The sequence below is a fragment of the Microbacterium sp. A84 genome (assembly GCF_051842815.1).
Taxonomy (GTDB): domain Bacteria; phylum Actinomycetota; class Actinomycetes; order Actinomycetales; family Microbacteriaceae; genus Microbacterium.
The window spans coordinates 45,484-62,453 of record NZ_JBPXMS010000004.1; the positions used below are offsets into that span (position 1 = coordinate 45,484).

A 16,970-nucleotide genomic window follows, 5' to 3' on the forward strand; every position below is an offset into this window, starting at 1 on the left:
GAGAGTTGCTGACCAGCGATCGGGGTAGCGTGGCACCGTGAGCAACGCGTCGTCGGTCCTGAAGCAGTTCGGGCCGATGGTGTACCTGCCCACCATTCTGTTCGCGCTCGGCGAGGGCGCTGTGCTCCCGCTGATCCCGATCATCGCCGCGAAGATGGGCGCGGATGTGGCCTTCGCCGCTCTTGTCGCCTCGGCGCTCGTCGTCGGTCAACTGTGCGGAAATCTGCCAGCGGGGTGGGCTGTTGCTCGCATCGGCGAGCGCTACACGATGGTGATCGCCGGCCTGGTTTCGATGGTCGCCGTACTCGGGATGCTTCTCGCCCCGACGCTCGGGGTGTTCGCGGCCTCCGTGTTCATGCTCGGATTCTGCGCCGCCGCGTTCGGCCTCGCCCGGCATGCGTTCATGACGACACGCGTGCCGATCCCCTTCCGCGCCCGTGCACTGTCATTGCTCGGCGGCAGCTTCCGCCTGGGCATCTTCATCGGCCCCTTCGTCACCGCAGCGCTGCTGCAGATCTTCGACGGCGAAGACGCATCGATCTGGTTCTTCCTCGCGTGCCTGCTCGCGATGGTCGTGCTCGTGACTTTCGGGCCCGACCCGGAGAAGCTGATCGCCCCGGTGCGCGCTGCATCGTCCCCCACCATCGTGGAGGACACCGGAGAGGCCGTGACCGGTTCTATCCCTACATTGGCGCGGGCCGGGATCTTCCGCACCATGTGGCATCACCGTGGGGTGCTCGGCCGTCTCGGGTTGGCCGCTGCATCGCTGTCGGCGGTGCGCTCCGCCCGCCAAGTGGTGTTGCCGCTGTGGGGCCTGTCGCTCGGACTCGACACACAGACGATCGCCCTCGTCGTCGGCGTCTCCGGCGCGATCGATTTCGCACTGTTCTATGCGAGCGGGCAGGTGATGGACCGTTTCGGCAGACTCTGGGCCGCGATGCCCGCGATGGTCTTGATGGGTGCCGGCTTCCTCGCGCTCTCCTTCACGCATGAAGGGGATGCTGCAGTGCTGTGGTTCGGGATGCTCGCCGCCGTGCTCGGTGTGGGAAATGGCCTCTCCAGCGGCCTCCTGCTGACGCTCGGTGCTGATATCGCACCGCAGCAGGAACCGGCCACGTTCCTCGGATCGTGGCGGACATTGACAGACGCGGGTGGAGCAATCGCACCGCTCATCGTCGCTGGCGTGACGGCCGTTGCCTCGCTGTCGGTCGCGAGCGGCGTGATGGGCGTCGTCGGGCTGCTCGGGGCAGCCGGATTCATCCGCTGGATTCCCCGGTTCAGTCCGCGACGACCCGAGTAGCGTTCTCCGTTCCTCATTGAAGTGCGGTGCGGCTGGTCGCGGTCGATTCGAGCAGGATGCCGTCGGGGACGAACGGCGAGAACAGCGGCGGATGCCAGGCTGAGGCGACGATGACGTGCGCTGTCACACCGTCAGGCGCGGATGCCGACACCAGAGTCGCCTCCGTCGAGATCGCCGCCACGATGCTCTCTGCCTGCTCGCGCACGCCGCCATCGGTGAGCACCGCACGCACCGTGTCGCCGTCGATGACGAGCGTGAACCCGTCGGCTCCGGCGAGCGCGGCAGAATCCGCAAGGGAATCGAGACGCTTCTGCGTGATGTGCAGGTCAGTGGCGCAGACGCACACAGAGATCACGGCGATCGCGAGCACGACATAGCCGAGCAGAAGCGGCAGGATGCTGCCAGCGTCGTCGTTCGCGCGCCGGGGCCGCGTCATCCTGTGCTCCACAGCCGAGAGAGTTTTTGCGCTGCCTCTGCCTGCAACGGGATGCGCGCCGCACTGTCGAGTCCGAAGATCGGCGGGACGAACGGCAACGACACCCAGGTGTCCACGGTGACGAGCACGGTTACTCCGGAAGACGGACAGGGCACGCCTGTCGGAATACAGGAGATCGAGACGCCGGTGTTCTCGACATCCAAGCCGTACTCGTCGATGACATTGGCCAGCACAGCCGCACTGCTGCGTGCCGCGGATTCGGGGTCGTGTGACTGACCGATCACACGGGCGGTGTGACGGGCCGCGGCCTCCGCGCCCAGCGTGCTCTCCTGGATCACCCCCAGCGTGATGATCAGGTAGGCCAGCGGCACGAGAAAGATGACGCCGGCGGTGAGGAACTCCAGTGCGGCTGAGCCGTCGTCATCACGGACCCAGCGATTCCATCGGCGCATCGGCATCCACCTCCAGCGCGAAGGGAACGCCCAGTAGCCCGACAAGCGGAAGAGTCGTTCGGACAGTGACGACCGCTGTGGGATGCCCCAGCCGGTCGCTCTCGGCGACACTGATGTCCGCGGCAAAGGATTCACCCACGGCACGAGTGATGGATAACCGCGTGTGCTCGGCGCCCTCCTCGAGAGAGGTGTCAGCGAGCGCCGCATAGTGCGCACCCTCGACGGCTGCATCATGCACGACGTTGCGCACGTAGACCGCGAGCCCCAGTTGCAGTACGGCGAGCGTCAACACTGTGAGCAGCGAGCCGACGAGCACGAAATCGACGGGACTGGACCCGCGATCATCTGCCGCCTCTGCTCGCCAGTGCATCTCAGATTCCGGACACGTTCGAGATCGCCTGCTCGAACAATCCGATGAGCGCCGGCCCCGCAACAGCCCAAATCACGACGACAAGACCAGCCGTCATGAGCGTGACAAGCACCCATCCAGGAACGTCGCCGGTCTCATCTTCGCCGAGCGCTCGTGCCTCGGCCGTTACCGCCGTCCACCAGTTTCGAATTCGATTCATCATCGGTCCTTTCATCAGTAGGTCGCACGCCTCAGCCGATGCCGAGACGCAGAATGAACATTCCTGGGAAAACGGCAAACAGCACAGACAACGGCAAAATCAGGAACACCAAGGGCGCGGACATTGCGAAAAGGTACTATGTCCACATGGACGCTGTGATGTACACCCGCATCAGCCTTGACCGCACTGGCGAGGGGCTGGGCGTTGCCCGTCAGGAACAGGAATGCCGTGCGCTGGCTGCACGCCTGGGCTTCAATGTGGTGGCGGTGTACTCCGACAACGACATCAGCGCCACGAGCGGCAAGGAGCGCCCCGGCTTCGAGGCCATGCTCAAGGCCAAGCCCACGGCCATCATCGCTTGGCATCAAGACCGGCTGCTGCGCCTGACCCGTGACCTTGAACGGGTGATCGCGCTGAACGTGCCGGTGTACACCGTGACGGCTGGAACCCTGGACCTAACCACACCGGCAGGCCGTGCCGTGGCCCGCACCGTCGCCGCGTGGAGCCAGTACGAAGGCGAGCAGAAGGCCACACGGCAGGTCGCCGCCAACGTGCAGCGGGCAGCCAGCGGTGTCCATCAGGGGCGCATAGGCTACGGCTACCGGCGCGGGGATGGTGGTCTGGTGCTGCACGATGATGAGGCTGCGACCATCCGCACGGCAGTGCAGCGCGCGCTTGACGGTGCTTCGCTGCGATCTATCGGCAAGGACTTCGATGCTCAACAGGTACTCACCCCAGGACGGGGCGCAAGCTGGAACACGACCACGCTGCGTCAGCTTCTGCTGCGACCTAGCCTGGCGGGCTTGACTGTCCACCGGGGGAAGGTAGTAGGCCGTGCCCCTGCCGACGCCCCGCGCGTCATTGACGAGGACACCCATGAACGGATCAAGGCATTGCTCACTGACCCCGCGCGCCGCACAAGCCCACCAGGCAGGCAGCCCAAGTATCTGCTGAGCGGCATCGCCCGTTGTGGACGCCCTACCGGCGCTCTGGATGACGCTGGCGAGCCAGTGCTGTGCAATGGCGTCATGGTGCGCGGTGTAGGCCGGACGACACGCCAGCCGAACGGGCGCTCCAAGAAGCAGCCGTCAAGCTACGTGTGCAACGAGTGCTTCCGGGTGCGGCGTAAGCAGTCCAACGTGGACGACTTGGTGGAAGGCATCGTGGTCGGCAGGTTGCAGATGCCCGACGCTGCGCAACTGTTTACCAAGGGCGACCCCGACGCCTTGCAGCAGGCGCGTGACACCATAGACGCTGTTGACGCCCGCATGGCCAACGCTGCCGACATGTATGCAGCAGGCACCATCGAAGCAACTCAGCTTGTGCGCATCACCGAGGGGTTGAGGGCCGACCGGGCACAGGCTGCTGCTGCCGTGGACGCCGCGCTGCCTGCTGCTGTGCCTGCCGAGTTGATCGGGGCCAACGCCCAGCAGGTATGGGACGGACTTGACATGGACAGCAAGCGCGCCGTGATGGACTCACTGGTGTCGGTAGTGATCCTGCCCACTGGCAGCGGTGGCGTGTTCGACCCGGACTCGGTGCGGGTTATCTGGAAGGGCTAGCTGATCTAAACCTGCTTTTCGTCGGAAGCGCCCATGTCCACGTGCTCAGGAGGAAGTTCAACGACGAATCCGTTGGGGCCGTACCAACGGACCTCCCCAGAATTGAAGGTGACCTTGCCAATCAGGCGGTCCCTGAACTGCCAGTCCGTGAGATCGGGTTCGCGGCTTATATCCTCCGGTTTGAAGCCCCAGATGCGGCGTTCTTCTCGTCTCACATCCGGCGCGGGGAAGTGCGGTGGCATCGGGTAGTCCTCACTGATCGCGTACAGGGACCGCCGCACATACTCGACATAGTTCTGTAGGTCACTAGCGTCCCGCCGCCGAAGGTCGTCTGGGCGCTCCGGTTGTTTCGACTGATTGAAGCGGACCATCCATACGAGCGCATCCCATCGCTCGCGCACCTCTTCCGGGAGCGCGTGCGCGTAGCTAGAGCTCATTTGAAGAAATGCCGCTGCACGATCGCCCCGTTCTCGATGAACGTCTGCCGTTGCCGGAAGCCGGACAAACGCCGCCGAGCGGTCTCCGTCATCTCGGTTGACTGTCGTAAAGTCCGCAAGGGCCGCGATCAATTGATCAGCTGCTAGCGATCGTCGGCGGTCCTCATCGACGCGCTGCGCTTCTCGTCGCTCTGTCGCAGCTAGCTCCGTCTCGTGCTTCAAGACTTTGGCAGTTTGCCATGAACCCACCCAGGCGGAGAGCACCCCACCAACGAGCGCGCCCAAGAGCGCCGCCAACAATTCAGTCATGCTCAGCAACCTAGCTGCTGGCACAGCCACCGCCAACCGCATCGCGCGGAAGAACGCGCCGCTAGAGGTTGTTCTTTATCCACTCGACGGCGTCCTTGTTCGCGCCGTGTGTGGCCCAGCCCTGACCGCCAACAGTCACAATAACCACGTCGTCGTTGCCGTCAATGTGGTTGTTGATGCCGTCACGCAGCTGAACCGCCGTGAGCGGGGTCTTGACGAAGAAGCTGCTCTTGAGTGGCTTCGCCCAGGACTGGTGCGACTTGAGGTATTCGGTGAGCTTCGTGTAGTCCTGACCAGACTTGTTGAGGTCGTAGTTGACCCAGTGAACTGCCATGAGGTTCTCCTTCGGCTTGATGAACTCAGCAGCTGCAAGCTACCCCGAGGGTGCGACATCCGGGTGGACCGCTCCACGAAATCAGACTTCCTCGGCACCGAAGGGTGGAAATGGTCTCCTATCTGAACTGAGCGAGGGGTTAGGACCTGCGCGGAGCTGGCACAGACACTGGCTACTCACTCGTTGGCCTGAAGCGCCCCCTTCCGGAAAGTGCGTGCTGCCTGTGATGTGCGCTGCTGCACGGGCTGGGCTGCCTGCCGTGGGGTGGGAGCGCCCCTGCATGTCTGCGCGGCTGTCTCTGGGGGTCCCGCTGGCGAGTTGGCAGGTCTGGTGCTCGGCGGTGGGCCTACCTCGGCACGCAAGAGACCGCCAGGCGCTTGTCCAAGGCTTCCGGCGAGGCGGAGTGGAGATACTGTGATGGCTATGACGTCAGCGCAGATACTTCAAGCCCTCGGGATCGGGATCCCCGCAGTGGTGAGCGTCGTGTCCGCGATCGTCGCGGCAAGATATGCGAGCCGTGCCCGCCTCGCTGAGCAACAGGCGGCACGCCTCTTGGCCTTGGAAGAGCGGACGGCAGGGCGCAAGCGCGAGGTCTACGAGCCATTCGTCGAGACACTAGGAGCTATCCTCGTGCCATCTCAACGGGACGCAACCATGGCCAAGATGGAGAAGGTCATGATCGAGTTCCAGACCTTCGTCATGATCTGGGGCTCAGATCAAGTCGTCGAAGCCTTCTACCGGTTTCGACGCGCATCGAACCATGAACCGCCCGCGAGGATCATCGTTCGCCTCGTGGCAGACCTGCTGATCGCTATCCGCAAAGATATTGCGTGGCCGAATACGCAGGTCACGGCGCTGCAGACCCTCGGCTCCAGAATCACTGACCTCGAACCAGGTGGCGAGCTGGAGCAGGCGTTCACGCTCCCGTTCGAAGAACTGGCGCGTAAGGAGAGTTGGACGATTCCCTGGTGACGATGTGGCTGTGAACTGGGAGATGGCTCCTGCAGTGGTGTCAGATCGTTAGTGGCAGATCTTTGCTGGAGTGCCGAGGCGTCGGCGAGGTCTGTGCGACGCGCTTGTGCGCCTTGCAGACGGCGTTCTCAGTCCACGGTACGCCGGTAGCCGTGGTGAGGCCTTCGGCGTTCAGGGCGTCAGCCGTGGCGGCGAGAGTGCGCGTGGCCCGCAGCTCCAACAGCCTGTCAGCCGTCGCCTCCGGCAGTACCGACACCCGGCCCATGTGACGGCCTGCCCGCTTGGCTGCCTGCATGGCGGCGCTGGTGCGCTCACCGATGATCCGGCGCTCCCACTGGGCTACCGACATCATGACGTTGGCGACAAGTTCGCCGGTCGGGGTGCTGGTGTCCACACCAAGGTCAATCGCCACCAGCGCCCAGCGGCGCGACCGGGCCAGTTCCAACATGCCTGCGAAGTCGGCCACACTACGGCTCAGGCGATCCAGCTTGGCTACGACGATGCCGTCAACATCACGGCGCTTGGGGCTGACGCCAAGCCGATCCAACGCGGCCTGTAGCTGGGGGCGCGCCAGCGACTTGGCACTGAGGCCTGCATCCTCATACCAGGCCACGTCCCAGCCGTGGGCGTCGGCATAGCGCTGGATGGTGTCGCGCTGGGCGTCAAGTCCCAGGCCGCTGCTGGCCTGCTCCTCAGTGGACACCCGCAGGTAGCCGATCATTGTGGCCATTGCTCGTCCTGCCCGTCGGCGCGGGGCTCGTCCATCACGATGGTGCCGTCAGGCTGTGTGTGGAAGGTGCCCACCCCGGTGAACTCGTTGTCACCCAGGGCGGTCCGTGCGCGGCAGTTGCTCATGCCTGAACCTCGACCGTGCGCTGAAGTTCCCAGCCGCTGGGCAGGCTACCCACATTGCCGATGGCCTGCTCCACCAGCTCATCGAACGTGCCAGCCTCAATCGCGTTGACGAATGCCTGGTAGGCGATGGCTCGCATGGCCTTGTAGCGGGCCTTCTGAACGGTGATGCTGTGGGCCTCCATGACCTGGCTGATGGCCTCGGTGACGATGGGCAGTGCCTCGTCGAACTGCGCGGCCTCGGTGGTCTCGACGGTGGTGCGCTTGCTTGCCATGATGCTCTCCTTGGGTGATGCAAAATCCGAACGTTTATTCGAATGCATGAACCATGCCATGACCACCGATCGCGTCACAAGCGGCATCCTCACTCCGGGCGTGTTGCCGGTTTCAGTAGCGCGTGCCACGGGTGCGTCCCAGCCCGAATGGGACCCTTCTGGCAATCGAAAAACCGAGCATCACGGTGCCTGACCGCGGATCGCGCGTATCGAACTACTCAGCCGCCGAAGCCGACGAGCTCAGTCGATGAGCCATCGCGCTGGCGAGGGGACGATCATTCTCCATGCGCCATCCACCGTTGCAGAACCATGTGCTGTTGCTCCATGCTTCGAAGGCTGCCGCTGCCCAAGCGCTCTGCGGTTCGCCTGCATAACTCATCGCCAGACGCGCGGCTTCCCGTTGAACGGCCGCCGGGCCATCACCACCCGGTGTATCCGTGAAAAATGACTCGAATGCCAGGCGATGGTTGCCTAGCAGCGTGCCTGCCTTCTGACTGAGGAGGATCCCCAGCTCGAATCGCCTGAAGTGACTCTGCACCCGCTGATGAAGCGTCTCATCCCAGTTCGACGCCCGTCGCACTTCGAAAACTGTGGGAGACGATGGCTCTTCCAACACTGTGACGTGCATCCAGCGCTCCGGACCCAGTCGGTCGAAGAAGGGATGCAAGAACTGTTCTGTCGCTGCGGTCGCAGATTGTCTCAGCTTCACTCCGTTGCACGCGGTACAGATTGGCAACAGATTCGTAGGCTGGATCGCCACTACGGGAAAGTCGATTTTGGGCAGATAGTGGTCAAGCGCCGCCGCGTCTCGCGCCATGCAGTTACTGCAATTGCCGCCCGGTGCCTGTAGACGCATCTCGTCGTAATAGGCCCGACCGGGACCCTTTTTTGAAGAGAGACGAATGTCGTAGGCCCAGGAAACGTTGTCCGCGACGTCAGTGCTTACTCCAGGCTGATCTGACTGAAACTCAAAGATTCGCCCATCGCTCGCTAGCTCTGCATAAGTCGCCTCGACCTCCAGCAACGCGTCCGTGGCACCAGCGAACGGGTTTGTCTCAGGATCCAGGGTGCACGCGGCCACGATTTCGCTCACGCCAAAGCGCGGCATGGGAAGCTCAATCATTCAGACCCTCTGGGCAGCAAACCAAGAGCGCAGCAGCCCTCGCGCCTCGAAGCCAAGCTCGCCTTGGAAGTGATTCACGACGGCTTCATAGCTTCCCAACTGGAGTGCTGCAGTCGTCAGCATCCGATGGAACCCCGAGTCCGAAAGCTCCAGACTGAATACCTCGGAGCTCAGCATGCCGATACTCTCCCCGAATGTCTCAATCGAGGGCCGCTCAGCTGTCTGAGACCTCCCCACGCGCAGGAGCTTATAGGCGCACTTGCGCGGGACTTCTTGCAGGACAACGGGTGCGTGAGTGGCGACAATCGCGACGCCGTTGCGAGCTTGAAGTAGGTCGGAGATGGCTCGGATCAACGCGGCAAGCAACGGCGGATGGAGGTGGCCCTCCGGTTCGTCCGCGAGTACCAGCGTTCGCTCCACGACTGTCTCCACGAGTCGCGTGATCGTGAGTAGCACGATTTTGTGTCCGGTGCTGAGCGTCTGCCAAAGCGCCAGCGCGTTAGCAACGAGTTGATCTGGATCCACTTCCTCAAGGGCGAGTTGCGAAACCTCTGCCTCGTTGAAGTTGGGATCGGACTCGAGAGTGCGCAGCGCCGCGAGCCAGGATTCTCGCCAGCCTTTCGCGATAACGTTCTTGGCGCTCGCCGCGAAGTCGGTGCCGAGCGCGGTGGGGGGCCTCGTTTGCTTTTCCATGTTGAGCGGTTCCGGCAACTCCGGACCTGGCGGGTCAGCAACGTGATCTGGGATGTATTGCAGCCCAACGTACGAATAAGGCACGTTCCACTGCAACTGCTTGTCGAGGACTGGAAGGCTCACCTCATCGAAGGCACTGAACGACACGTACACGAGATTCGCGATGTCGAGATCGCTGCCGTCTCTGGATCGGAAGCTGCCGTCTGCGGGGGTCACGATACTGCCGCCCAGAAGCGCTCTAGCCATCGATCGAAGAATCGTCGTCTTTCCACTCCCGTTGCGTCCGATCAGGGCGTGCACGTTGCTCGGAGGGGTGGAACCGGGCACAACCTCGAACTCCAGCGTCGTGTCATCGACAGGAAGAGGGCTCTCGGTTGGTCGAGCATAAACGAAGTCGTACGCGGCGTTGCCGCCCCCATCTACGACGATGCGCCGGAACTTGTTTCTGATCGTCGCCGCAGAAACCTCCCGCATCAGCGAAGACGAGACGACCCCGTGATCGCGAAAGGAGTCGAGTCGGGTCGGATCCTCTGCGAGATCACCGAGCGCATGCAGCGCTTTTCGCATCTTGTCCGCGCCGAGAAGAGCGCGCAGCCGCTCGTAGTATTCCTCTGACTGGCCGATGGACGCATACCGCTCTCGAGGAAGCGGGTCGGTGAAATCAGGTGGAAGCGGAGTAGCTGATTCCGGGTGATTCACGTACTGATGGGTGATATCGGCGATTTTCACTATGCCGATGAAAGATTTGGTCAACTCTTCGTCGACGTAAGTCACGTAGTAGGCGGTGCGGTATTGGTACCAGTCGTTCCAGCCTTGAAGTTGCAGCACTAGAGCGTCTGCCACAAGCGGCGTCTCCCAGCTCTGGTCAACGATGAACCGCATCGCACGCTCCTTCGGTCATATCCACACGATACTTCGTGCTCAGGCAAAGACGATAGGTCGACGCGCATCGCATGGCCTCGATGTCTCTCGCCACCGTGCTCTAGCGGTCAGGTCTCGACCAGTTGTTTGCCAGAAGGGTCCCCTTCAGGCAATGAGGCGCTTCACTCCGGGCGTGTTGCCCGTTTCCCGATGACCTCGTGGCGGCTGGCGTGGCGCGCGGCTAGCACCCGTAGCGGCTCGGTGCGGCTGTCTCTCACGTCTCCACTGGCGGCCCAGCAGCGTGCGGGGTAGGTGCTGGCTCACGCACGCGCCCCAGAGACCGCAGCGAGAGCCTGGCGTGCACACCACAGCGCCCCCTCCATGGAAGTACCAACTACAGGTCAGTCACGGAGGGGGCGCAAGCGCTGGGTTCACTAGGCCCAGTCGTGGGGTCAGTCGATCGGTGCTGAGTAGGTGATCGAATTGCTCATGTTGTACGCGGCCCCGCTGGTGTTCGCCTCAACGTAAGCGAGTGCCGCTGCCGAGTCAGCCGTGGCGGGATACGCAGCTTGGTAAGCCTCGGCCACGTCCATCCACAGGTTGCCCCGTGCGCTGGTGCCGATTGCGTGGGCCATCGAGTCATCGCCGTTGTAGATGGCGTCGTTCAGCACTTCCAGCGCCTCGGCCTTTTCGGTGATCTTGCGCACACGGTCGACGGCGTCACGGCGCAGCAGAACACTGTTCGCGTCGGCGGGCTGGTTGCCGCGCAGCTCCTGCTCGATCTTGCTACGCAGTCCGCTGACGTACGACTCCTGCTTGCCCTTCAGCTCGTCGAGCTTGCTCCGAGTGTCCTTGGCGAGGGCATCCAGCTTGTCGCGCTTGGCCAGGTCGCTGGTCATGGGGTCGCCCTTGATCGCCTGCTTGGTGGTCTCGTGCGCGACCTTGACGGCAGAGGCGCTCTCCTTGTAGCTGTTCAGCGCGGAGGGCAGGGCCGACTCGACGGATGCTGCGGTTGACTTGCTCATGATTGTGTTTCCTTCTGTTTGATGGGTGGTGCCGGGAAACCGCCCGGCGCGGTGGTTGACGGTTAGAGCGACTTGCCCTTGTTGGTGTAGGCGTGACCGGCCCAGAAGCCCGTCTTGACGCCTGCTGCCGTGGCGTAGGCATCGCACTCGGCCAGCAGCGGGCACGCGGCACAGATTGATGTACACAGCGCGAGTTCGTCATCTGACAGCCGGTCGGCCGTGAACAGTGCCCGCCCATCGCATGGGGGTGTGTAGTGCTCCGGCGCGGAGTTCAGCGCGTCCCACGCAGCCTCTTCGGCGGTCATCATCGTGCTCGGTACGCACGCACGGTGCGCACCATGAACAGGTCGGGCGCGACCTCTACCTGACGGCGGGTGTCGACCATCCGGATCTTGCCGAGCCTCCGGCCGTGGTAGAGCAAGCCCTTCACCGTCCTGCGCTTGATTCCGGTAGCCTCGGCCAGTTCATCCAAGGCGTACACGCCCTCGTTGAGCAGCACGACAAGGTCAGCCCATTCATCGCTCAGACCAGGCATGCGCCCGTAGCCGTCGTTCAGGATGGCCTCGGCATAGGGGTTCAGGTTCTCAGGCGCTGGGGTACTCACGAGGCGACTCCTTCCCGATCGTGCTGGGGTGCGGTGGCGTCGGCCTTGGTCCTGATGGTCTTGCTCATGATGTGATTCCTATTGATTGGTGGTTGCCAGCCGGGAAAGCTGGCAGATCGCGCGTTCCGTGGCGGTGTGCGCGTTGTGCTTTAGGTGTCGGGGTGTCCTCCTGAGGACCTGAACAGATCGCCACACAGCCGGGGGAGGATTAGCAGGTGATGCCGTTCAGCCGGGGACACGTCGAGTCGTGCAGGATCGTGGCGTGGTGCAGTCCGTACTGATCCCGCGTCACTTCACCCGCGATGGAGTCGCAGTCGGGGCACTTGTAGGTCTGGGCGTACTGCACCGCGCGGGGATCAAGACGTGCTCGCCTATGCGACGCGCGGCGTTCTCGACGGTTCATTAATCTCCTCCTTCTTGCTGGCTATTTACTGCCGCAGCAGTTATGCGCGGCACTGCCAACTCAGAGAGATTGGCGTGGGGCACGCATAAACCCCACGCATAACCCAAAACCCGCGTAATTCCTGAGTTCTTGGCTTGACGGCTGCCCGTGTTATGCGCCACGGCGGGCCTTTTCGAGGCGCGCATTACTTGGCTCCTTGGCGGTACTTAGCGGCCTTGTTCATGCCCTGCTGCATGACGATGTCGTGCTCGGTCAGCTGCTCAATGACCGCCCGATAGCGGCTGGGCTTCCACTCTTCGTGGGTGCCGTCGTCGGCCTTGGCCTGCCACGCTTCCCTGAACTCAGCGGCCTTGTGCCACTCACCGTCAGCGAGCACAGCCATGATCGCGTCACGGTAAGGGCCAGCAGCCAGCGCCTTACGAGCCACCACCAGCGCCGGGCCACTAGGCACCAGGTGGAAGTGATCGAGCGTCACCCGCTCAGCGTTCTTCTGCTTGCCAGGGCGCTCCGTGCTGAGCGAGAAGAAGCCCTTGCGGTCACCGTCCCCCGGCTTGAGCATGATGACGGTGTCGAGGTTGCCTTCCAAGGCGCTGGCACCACGGATGCCGCCGGACTTGTTCGTGTGGTGCACGAGGATGACGGTGCTGCCGGGGCGTGCCTGCCGTATGCGCTTTGCGGCGTTCACCACGGCTGCCATCTGGGCGTTATCGTTCTCGTTTTCGATCCCGCCAAGCTGGCTCAGGGTGTCAATACAGATCACGTCGTACTTGCCCTCAGCCACGATGAGGCACAGCGCATCCACGGCACTGGGGTCGGACAGGTTGAACCCCTCTTCGATGATCCGGAAGTCCTCGTCGTCCACCCCGGCCATGTAATGCTGCTCCCATGCAGTCACCCGGTCAGCGAAGAACTCGACGCCTTCACCGGGCAGGTACAGCACACGGCCAGAACGCACCTTGTGTTCGTGCCAGTCCGTGCCCGTGGCGATGCAGGCGAGCATGTCAGCCGCGACGAACGTCTTGCCCTCGTTCTGAGGCCCGATCAGCCCCACGAGCGTGCTCTGCGCCACCATGCCGCCGATCCACCAGTCGGGCCTCGGGCGCTTGCGCAGCTCACTGAGCGTCACAACCTCCAGCACGGGGCGGGTCGCAGCGCGCTCCGCCTGCTCTTCGGCCTCGAACTGCACCTTGGCAAGCTTGGCTGCGCGCAGCCAAATGAGCTGATCGTCGGTCTTGGTCTGGAGTGCCTGGTGGTCCAGCACTGCCTGCTGCTCAGGCGTCAGGGTGCCGTCCTCATCCGCAGGGCCAGGGGCAGGCTTGGCCTGGAAGGCGGGCTTGCCGCTGGCGCGCTTCTTGACGGCTGCCTGGCGCTCGGCCTTGGTGGCGGGGGTGGTCATTCTGATGCCTTTCTTACGGACTCGACGATGCGTCGGGCCTCCTGTGGTGCGAAACCGAGGTCCTCTGCGGCCTCGATGAGTTTGTTGATCTGGCGCTCGGGCATTCCCCGCTCGACAGCCCTGCGGACTGCCCAGTGGTAGGCGTCGTGCCGGTCGCCCTTGGGCTGCTTACGCACGTAGGAGATGAGGCCGCTGACGTCCTGCCCACGACCGCTCCGCCGTGGTGCGTACACCTGGGGCCGAATAAGGCTGATGACCTCGATAGGCAGGCGGGCCACAGGCAGGTCATCGCCCCAGCGGTAGCGCTTTCCGGTGTCCGGGTGCACGCTCGGCGGCATGACCACCTGATGTCCGCTCGCCAGAACGTCGATACCAGGCGGCATGCGCACCTTGGTCGTCTTCGGGAACGGGCGGAGGTAGTGCAGGTGTACCGAGCCATCACCCCGGCCAGACAGGATCGACAGCGTCGGCGGCATCGTGACCCCGGCTAGCTGCTCAAGCGCGCGGAGCGAGCCACCATTGTGAGGGTCGATGTCGATCACGACGTGGTTGTCTGGGATGACCGCGCCGACGTTGTAGTTCTGCTCGGTCCACCAGCCCTTGATCGTGTCCGGGTCGGTGGTGGCCGCTTCCACCCAGCCACGAAGGAAGGGCTTCTTGCCGTTGATCGGGATCACACGCCAGCCCGCACGCGCCAGCCGTAGAGCCGCACCCACCTGAACGGTCACTGGTCGGCTCCCCTGCGCTCGTGCAGGTACACGATGACCTCGTTGATCCAGTGCTGACCCAGCAGGGCATCGAGCGCTACGGACTCCTCCCACGTCAGTCCCGGACGCGCCTCTAGCTCGTCGTGAATGGCCTTGAGCGCGACGGCAACGGCCATGCGTACACGGGCGTCGGTGGTAGGTGTCCAGTCATCAGGACTGCCCGCAGCCGCAAGGGTGCCCTCCAGCCGGTGTGCGACCTCGGCCTTGATACTGCCGTCAGCCAGCAGCACCCTGATGCGCTTGTCTGCGGCGATCACTGGTCGGCCCCCGTAGTCGGTGAGGCCAGCTCGATCGCGCAGAGTCCGTCGGCCACCCAGCGAGCGAGCACCTTGCGCGTCCAGAACAGACGGCGTCGGCCCATCTGGCTTACGCTGCCCCCGAATCTACGAGGGACGTCGCCCTTGTGGTGGATGAAGTCGTGCCACGCACCACCCTCGGCTTCCAGCCAGAAGCGGCTACCGGAGGCGCTGGTGATCTGGATGACAGTGCTCTTCGGAAGGTTCTCCAGGTAGTCGAACGTTGCCTTGACCGTCTGGACGGGCATGCCGTCTGCCGCGTTCACTGGTCGTCCTCGCCCTCGTCGTCCAGCTCAACCACAAGGCGCAGGTGCAGCGGCTCGTCCGGCATGAAGTACACGACGCCCTGGCAGCCCTCGCACTTCGGGTAGCTATCAAGGCGGTTCGGCTTGTCTTGGTGGCGCTCCCACAGGTCTTCCAGACCCCGCCCGAGGCCCTCCTTGGTGTCCCACGCGGCGAAGTCGTAGTTGAACGAGCCGTGGGTGCTGTGAACGTGAATGTACCCGTAGCCGTACTTGGTCGCGTCGGTCATGTGAACGCCACGCTCGGCCCACGGCTCGAACCACTTAGGGTCGGGGCCGGATGCGAGTACTTTGTTCTGCTCGGACTCGGTCAGGTACTTCTTGCCGGGGTAGTCGGCTGGGACTCGACGACTCACAGCGCACCGCCAGCGCGGAGCAGGCCCGACAGACGCTTGATCTGGCCTGGGTTGAGCGGGGGTGCAGCAGCAAGCGTGCGCTCAACATATGCGGCGATCTTGGCTTCGGCCAGGTCGCGGCGACCCTTGGTTTCGCGGTCGGGGTCATGGAGACGCTTGCCGACCATGATGTCGGACTGCGCCTTGGCACGTGTTGGGTGGTTTGGGGTAGACAAAACGGAAGCTCCTCAACGGAACAGCGCGTGTGCGCCGGGAGTGGAACTTCCGTTGAGAAGCTTCTGAATAGACCCCCATCCGCGCCATGCGCGGATTGAGAACCCCTATGCGTATTTAGTTGAAAGTCTGCACGTGGCGTCAGTTGGGGACTGGCATCCAGCCCCGAGTGCGCGCCTCGTCAAGAAGAGGGTACAGCCTTTCGGGCGTGAAGTACCCGTCGTACGAGCACCGGTCACACTTGAGGCTGTGCCGGGTGGTTACCTCGCCGGTCGGCTCCCGCAGGATCGGGTCAAGTTCGCCTTCATTGTGGGTCCGTGCCCAGCCGGTGCCGTCATCGCGGAACTGTGCCACGGTGCGGGGCTTATGTGTATAGCGCCCGACACCGGCGCAGCTTAGCTTGACACTGGATTGCATGTTTGCTATTGTGCCCTGCTTCTCCCTGATTCCGCTCTTCATCTTCTGTCCCTGGCGACAGAAAAGCCCAGTTCAACAGCCAAATAAACTGGCATTACTCCCCGGCGTGTTGCCCGGCGTGTTGCCATGGCTACCAGCGCCCCGGCCAGCTCCCTCCCTGCCGACCCGGCTTGCCGGGGTTGCCCGCTGGTGCCGGGGTGCCGCTACCGTCTCGCCAGACACCCGCTCAGCCCAGCCGCGCCGACGCTGCATCGCCCCGGCTGACGTCGAGAATTGGAACCGGTCTGCCAATATGGGCGTCATGCACCGTACAGCCAAGCTCAGCACCACCCTCGCCGCGCTCGCCCTAGCCGTGACCGCACTGGCCGGATGTACTGCCACCACCGCACCCCAGGCAGCAGCGCCGTCTCCGACCACCACTGCTGCCGCCAAGCCGGTTATCGAAGCCGCGCCGGAACCGACCGAGCCGGAAACCTGCCACCGCATGTCTGAGGTCTACGGCGACGGCGAGGGTCTGTATTGGGAGCGACAGGGCACCCTTCGGGATCTAGGCGCACGCGAGTTCGCGCAGGGTGAGGTGACAGTAGACACTGACGGAACCCCCGTGACCTATACCGTTGAACCTGGCGACGTCGAGGCCGTGGTTGCTGAACGGCTCTGCGCGTACCCAACCCTCAGCTCGATGAACCACAGGCGGGACATTCACCCCGGCCAGGTGCTCTGGCTCACGCCCGACCCCGACCTCCCCTGGGTGCCGTACTACGGCCCTCAGGACGCGCCTGCTGGGTTCCAGCAGATTCCGTATCAGCAGGCAATCGAGGCGGCAGGCGCAGCAGTTGACGCCGGTGACGTGGACTCCGTGCAGGCGATCTGGAACGACACGTTAAAGCCCATGTTCACGAACCAGGACACCATCGTTGCCGTCCAGAAGGTGGTCGACTCCGGTGACCCGGACGGGCTGCGCCAGCTCTTCTCCTGACGCTGGGCTACGGTGTAGCGCGGTCAATGTCCAGCCG

The 16,970-nt window shown here is 63.6% G+C and carries 25 protein-coding genes; 4 read left to right on the forward strand and 21 right to left on the reverse strand.

Annotation, left to right across the window (positions count from 1 at the left end; all coding sequences use genetic code 11):
* Positions 1 to 76: 76 nt before the first annotated feature.
* Positions 77 to 1,300, forward strand: a complete 1,224-nt coding sequence (locus ACSU04_RS14985; protein WP_439290353.1) for an MFS transporter — start codon at positions 77 to 79, stop codon at positions 1,298 to 1,300.
* Between the two features lie 13 nt (positions 1,301 to 1,313).
* Here the strand turns inward: ACSU04_RS14985 and ACSU04_RS14990 are convergent, their stop codons facing one another.
* Genes ACSU04_RS14990 through ACSU04_RS15005 form a run of 4 tightly spaced genes read right to left on the reverse strand, consistent with a single transcriptional unit; the run spans position 1,314 to position 2,757 of the window.
* Positions 1,314 to 1,736, reverse strand: a complete 423-nt coding sequence (locus ACSU04_RS14990; RefSeq protein WP_439280501.1) for a pilus assembly protein TadG-related protein — start codon at positions 1,734 to 1,736, stop codon at positions 1,314 to 1,316.
* On the reverse strand, positions 1,733 to 2,188 hold the full coding sequence (locus ACSU04_RS14995; RefSeq protein ID WP_439280502.1) for a TadE/TadG family type IV pilus assembly protein: 456 nt from the start codon (positions 2,186 to 2,188) through the stop codon (positions 1,733 to 1,735). Before ACSU04_RS14995 ends, ACSU04_RS14990 begins: the two co-directional genes overlap by 4 nt.
* Entirely contained in the window at positions 2,160 to 2,558 is a 399-nt protein-coding gene (locus ACSU04_RS15000; RefSeq protein ID WP_439280503.1) for a TadE/TadG family type IV pilus assembly protein, read from the reverse strand. The genes ACSU04_RS14995 and ACSU04_RS15000 overlap by 29 nt, the downstream gene beginning before the upstream one ends.
* A 1-nt stretch (position 2,559) precedes the next feature.
* Positions 2,560 to 2,757, reverse strand: a complete 198-nt coding sequence (locus ACSU04_RS15005) for a hypothetical protein (protein ID WP_439280504.1) — start codon at positions 2,755 to 2,757, stop codon at positions 2,560 to 2,562.
* Between the two features lie 146 nt (positions 2,758 to 2,903).
* On the opposite strand from ACSU04_RS15005, the gene ACSU04_RS15010 reads away from it, so the two are divergent.
* Positions 2,904 to 4,319 (forward strand): recombinase family protein, encoded by a 1,416-nt coding sequence (locus ACSU04_RS15010; RefSeq protein WP_439290141.1) that lies wholly within the window; start codon positions 2,904 to 2,906, stop codon positions 4,317 to 4,319.
* A gap of 5 nt (positions 4,320 to 4,324) precedes the next feature.
* Here ACSU04_RS15010 and ACSU04_RS15015 read toward each other — a convergent pair whose 3' ends face one another.
* Together ACSU04_RS15015 and ACSU04_RS15020 are read right to left on the reverse strand one after the other, a co-directional pair.
* Positions 4,325 to 5,065 (reverse strand): hypothetical protein, encoded by a 741-nt coding sequence (locus tag ACSU04_RS15015; RefSeq protein WP_439290142.1) that lies wholly within the window; start codon positions 5,063 to 5,065, stop codon positions 4,325 to 4,327.
* A 61-nt stretch (positions 5,066 to 5,126) separates the two neighbouring features.
* Positions 5,127 to 5,399 (reverse strand): hypothetical protein, encoded by a 273-nt coding sequence (locus ACSU04_RS15020; RefSeq protein ID WP_439290143.1) that lies wholly within the window; start codon positions 5,397 to 5,399, stop codon positions 5,127 to 5,129.
* A 423-nt stretch (positions 5,400 to 5,822) separates the two neighbouring features.
* On the opposite strand from ACSU04_RS15020, the gene ACSU04_RS15025 reads away from it, so the two are divergent.
* Entirely contained in the window at positions 5,823 to 6,371 is a 549-nt protein-coding gene (locus tag ACSU04_RS15025) for a hypothetical protein (RefSeq protein ID WP_439290144.1), read from the forward strand.
* Between the two features lie 40 nt (positions 6,372 to 6,411).
* Here the strand turns inward: ACSU04_RS15025 and ACSU04_RS15030 are convergent, their stop codons facing one another.
* From ACSU04_RS15030 to ACSU04_RS15100, 15 genes are all read right to left on the reverse strand, one after another.
* Entirely contained in the window at positions 6,412 to 7,101 is a 690-nt protein-coding gene (locus ACSU04_RS15030) for a recombinase family protein (RefSeq protein ID WP_439290145.1), read from the reverse strand.
* Positions 7,089 to 7,226 carry a hypothetical protein gene (locus tag ACSU04_RS15035; RefSeq protein WP_439290146.1) on the reverse strand — a complete coding sequence of 46 codons (138 nt, stop codon included), beginning with the start codon at positions 7,224 to 7,226 and terminating at the stop codon, positions 7,089 to 7,091. The genes ACSU04_RS15030 and ACSU04_RS15035 overlap by 13 nt, the downstream gene beginning before the upstream one ends.
* Positions 7,223 to 7,498, reverse strand: a complete 276-nt coding sequence (locus ACSU04_RS15040) for a hypothetical protein (RefSeq protein WP_439290147.1) — start codon at positions 7,496 to 7,498, stop codon at positions 7,223 to 7,225. Before ACSU04_RS15040 ends, ACSU04_RS15035 begins: the two co-directional genes overlap by 4 nt.
* Positions 7,499 to 7,712: 214 nt before the next feature.
* Positions 7,713 to 8,621 carry a hypothetical protein gene (locus tag ACSU04_RS15045; RefSeq protein ID WP_439290148.1) on the reverse strand — a complete coding sequence of 303 codons (909 nt, stop codon included), beginning with the start codon at positions 8,619 to 8,621 and terminating at the stop codon, positions 7,713 to 7,715.
* Complete coding sequence (locus tag ACSU04_RS15050) at positions 8,622 to 10,196, reverse strand: AAA family ATPase (protein ID WP_439290149.1); 1,575 nt, start codon at positions 10,194 to 10,196, stop codon at positions 8,622 to 8,624.
* A gap of 431 nt (positions 10,197 to 10,627) precedes the next feature.
* On the reverse strand, positions 10,628 to 11,200 hold the full coding sequence (locus ACSU04_RS15055; protein WP_439290150.1) for a hypothetical protein: 573 nt from the start codon (positions 11,198 to 11,200) through the stop codon (positions 10,628 to 10,630).
* Between the two features lie 62 nt (positions 11,201 to 11,262).
* Positions 11,263 to 11,505 (reverse strand): WhiB family transcriptional regulator, encoded by a 243-nt coding sequence (locus ACSU04_RS15060; RefSeq protein WP_439290151.1) that lies wholly within the window; start codon positions 11,503 to 11,505, stop codon positions 11,263 to 11,265.
* Positions 11,505 to 11,804 carry a hypothetical protein gene (locus ACSU04_RS15065; RefSeq protein ID WP_439290152.1) on the reverse strand — a complete coding sequence of 100 codons (300 nt, stop codon included), beginning with the start codon at positions 11,802 to 11,804 and terminating at the stop codon, positions 11,505 to 11,507. The genes ACSU04_RS15060 and ACSU04_RS15065 overlap by 1 nt, the downstream gene beginning before the upstream one ends.
* A gap of 208 nt (positions 11,805 to 12,012) precedes the next feature.
* The gene (locus tag ACSU04_RS15070) at positions 12,013 to 12,207 is read right to left on the reverse strand and encodes a hypothetical protein (RefSeq protein ID WP_439290153.1); all 195 of its coding nucleotides are present in this window, start codon (positions 12,205 to 12,207) and stop codon (positions 12,013 to 12,015) included.
* 184 nt (positions 12,208 to 12,391) lie between these two features.
* Positions 12,392 to 13,603, reverse strand: coding sequence for an AAA family ATPase (locus ACSU04_RS15075; RefSeq protein ID WP_439290154.1), 1,212 nt, complete (start codon positions 13,601 to 13,603; stop codon positions 12,392 to 12,394).
* Positions 13,600 to 14,331: a bifunctional DNA primase/polymerase gene (locus ACSU04_RS15080; protein WP_439290155.1), complete on the reverse strand. Its 732-nt coding sequence runs from the start codon at positions 14,329 to 14,331 to the stop codon at positions 13,600 to 13,602. The genes ACSU04_RS15075 and ACSU04_RS15080 overlap by 4 nt, the downstream gene beginning before the upstream one ends.
* On the reverse strand, positions 14,328 to 14,627 hold the full coding sequence (locus ACSU04_RS15085) for a hypothetical protein (RefSeq protein WP_439290156.1): 300 nt from the start codon (positions 14,625 to 14,627) through the stop codon (positions 14,328 to 14,330). The genes ACSU04_RS15080 and ACSU04_RS15085 overlap by 4 nt, the downstream gene beginning before the upstream one ends.
* The gene (locus ACSU04_RS15090; protein ID WP_439290157.1) at positions 14,624 to 14,932 is read right to left on the reverse strand and encodes a hypothetical protein; all 309 of its coding nucleotides are present in this window, start codon (positions 14,930 to 14,932) and stop codon (positions 14,624 to 14,626) included. The genes ACSU04_RS15085 and ACSU04_RS15090 overlap by 4 nt, the downstream gene beginning before the upstream one ends.
* Entirely contained in the window at positions 14,929 to 15,324 is a 396-nt protein-coding gene (locus ACSU04_RS15095) for a hypothetical protein (RefSeq protein ID WP_439290158.1), read from the reverse strand. The genes ACSU04_RS15090 and ACSU04_RS15095 overlap by 4 nt, the downstream gene beginning before the upstream one ends.
* A complete protein-coding gene (locus ACSU04_RS15100; RefSeq protein WP_439290159.1) occupies positions 15,321 to 15,539 on the reverse strand; it encodes a hypothetical protein in 219 nt (72 codons plus the stop codon). Before ACSU04_RS15100 ends, ACSU04_RS15095 begins: the two co-directional genes overlap by 4 nt.
* A gap of 716 nt (positions 15,540 to 16,255) precedes the next feature.
* On the opposite strand from ACSU04_RS15100, the gene ACSU04_RS15105 reads away from it, so the two are divergent.
* Positions 16,256 to 16,933, forward strand: coding sequence for a hypothetical protein (locus ACSU04_RS15105; RefSeq protein WP_439290160.1), 678 nt, complete (start codon positions 16,256 to 16,258; stop codon positions 16,931 to 16,933).
* Positions 16,934 to 16,970 lie beyond the last annotated feature (37 nt).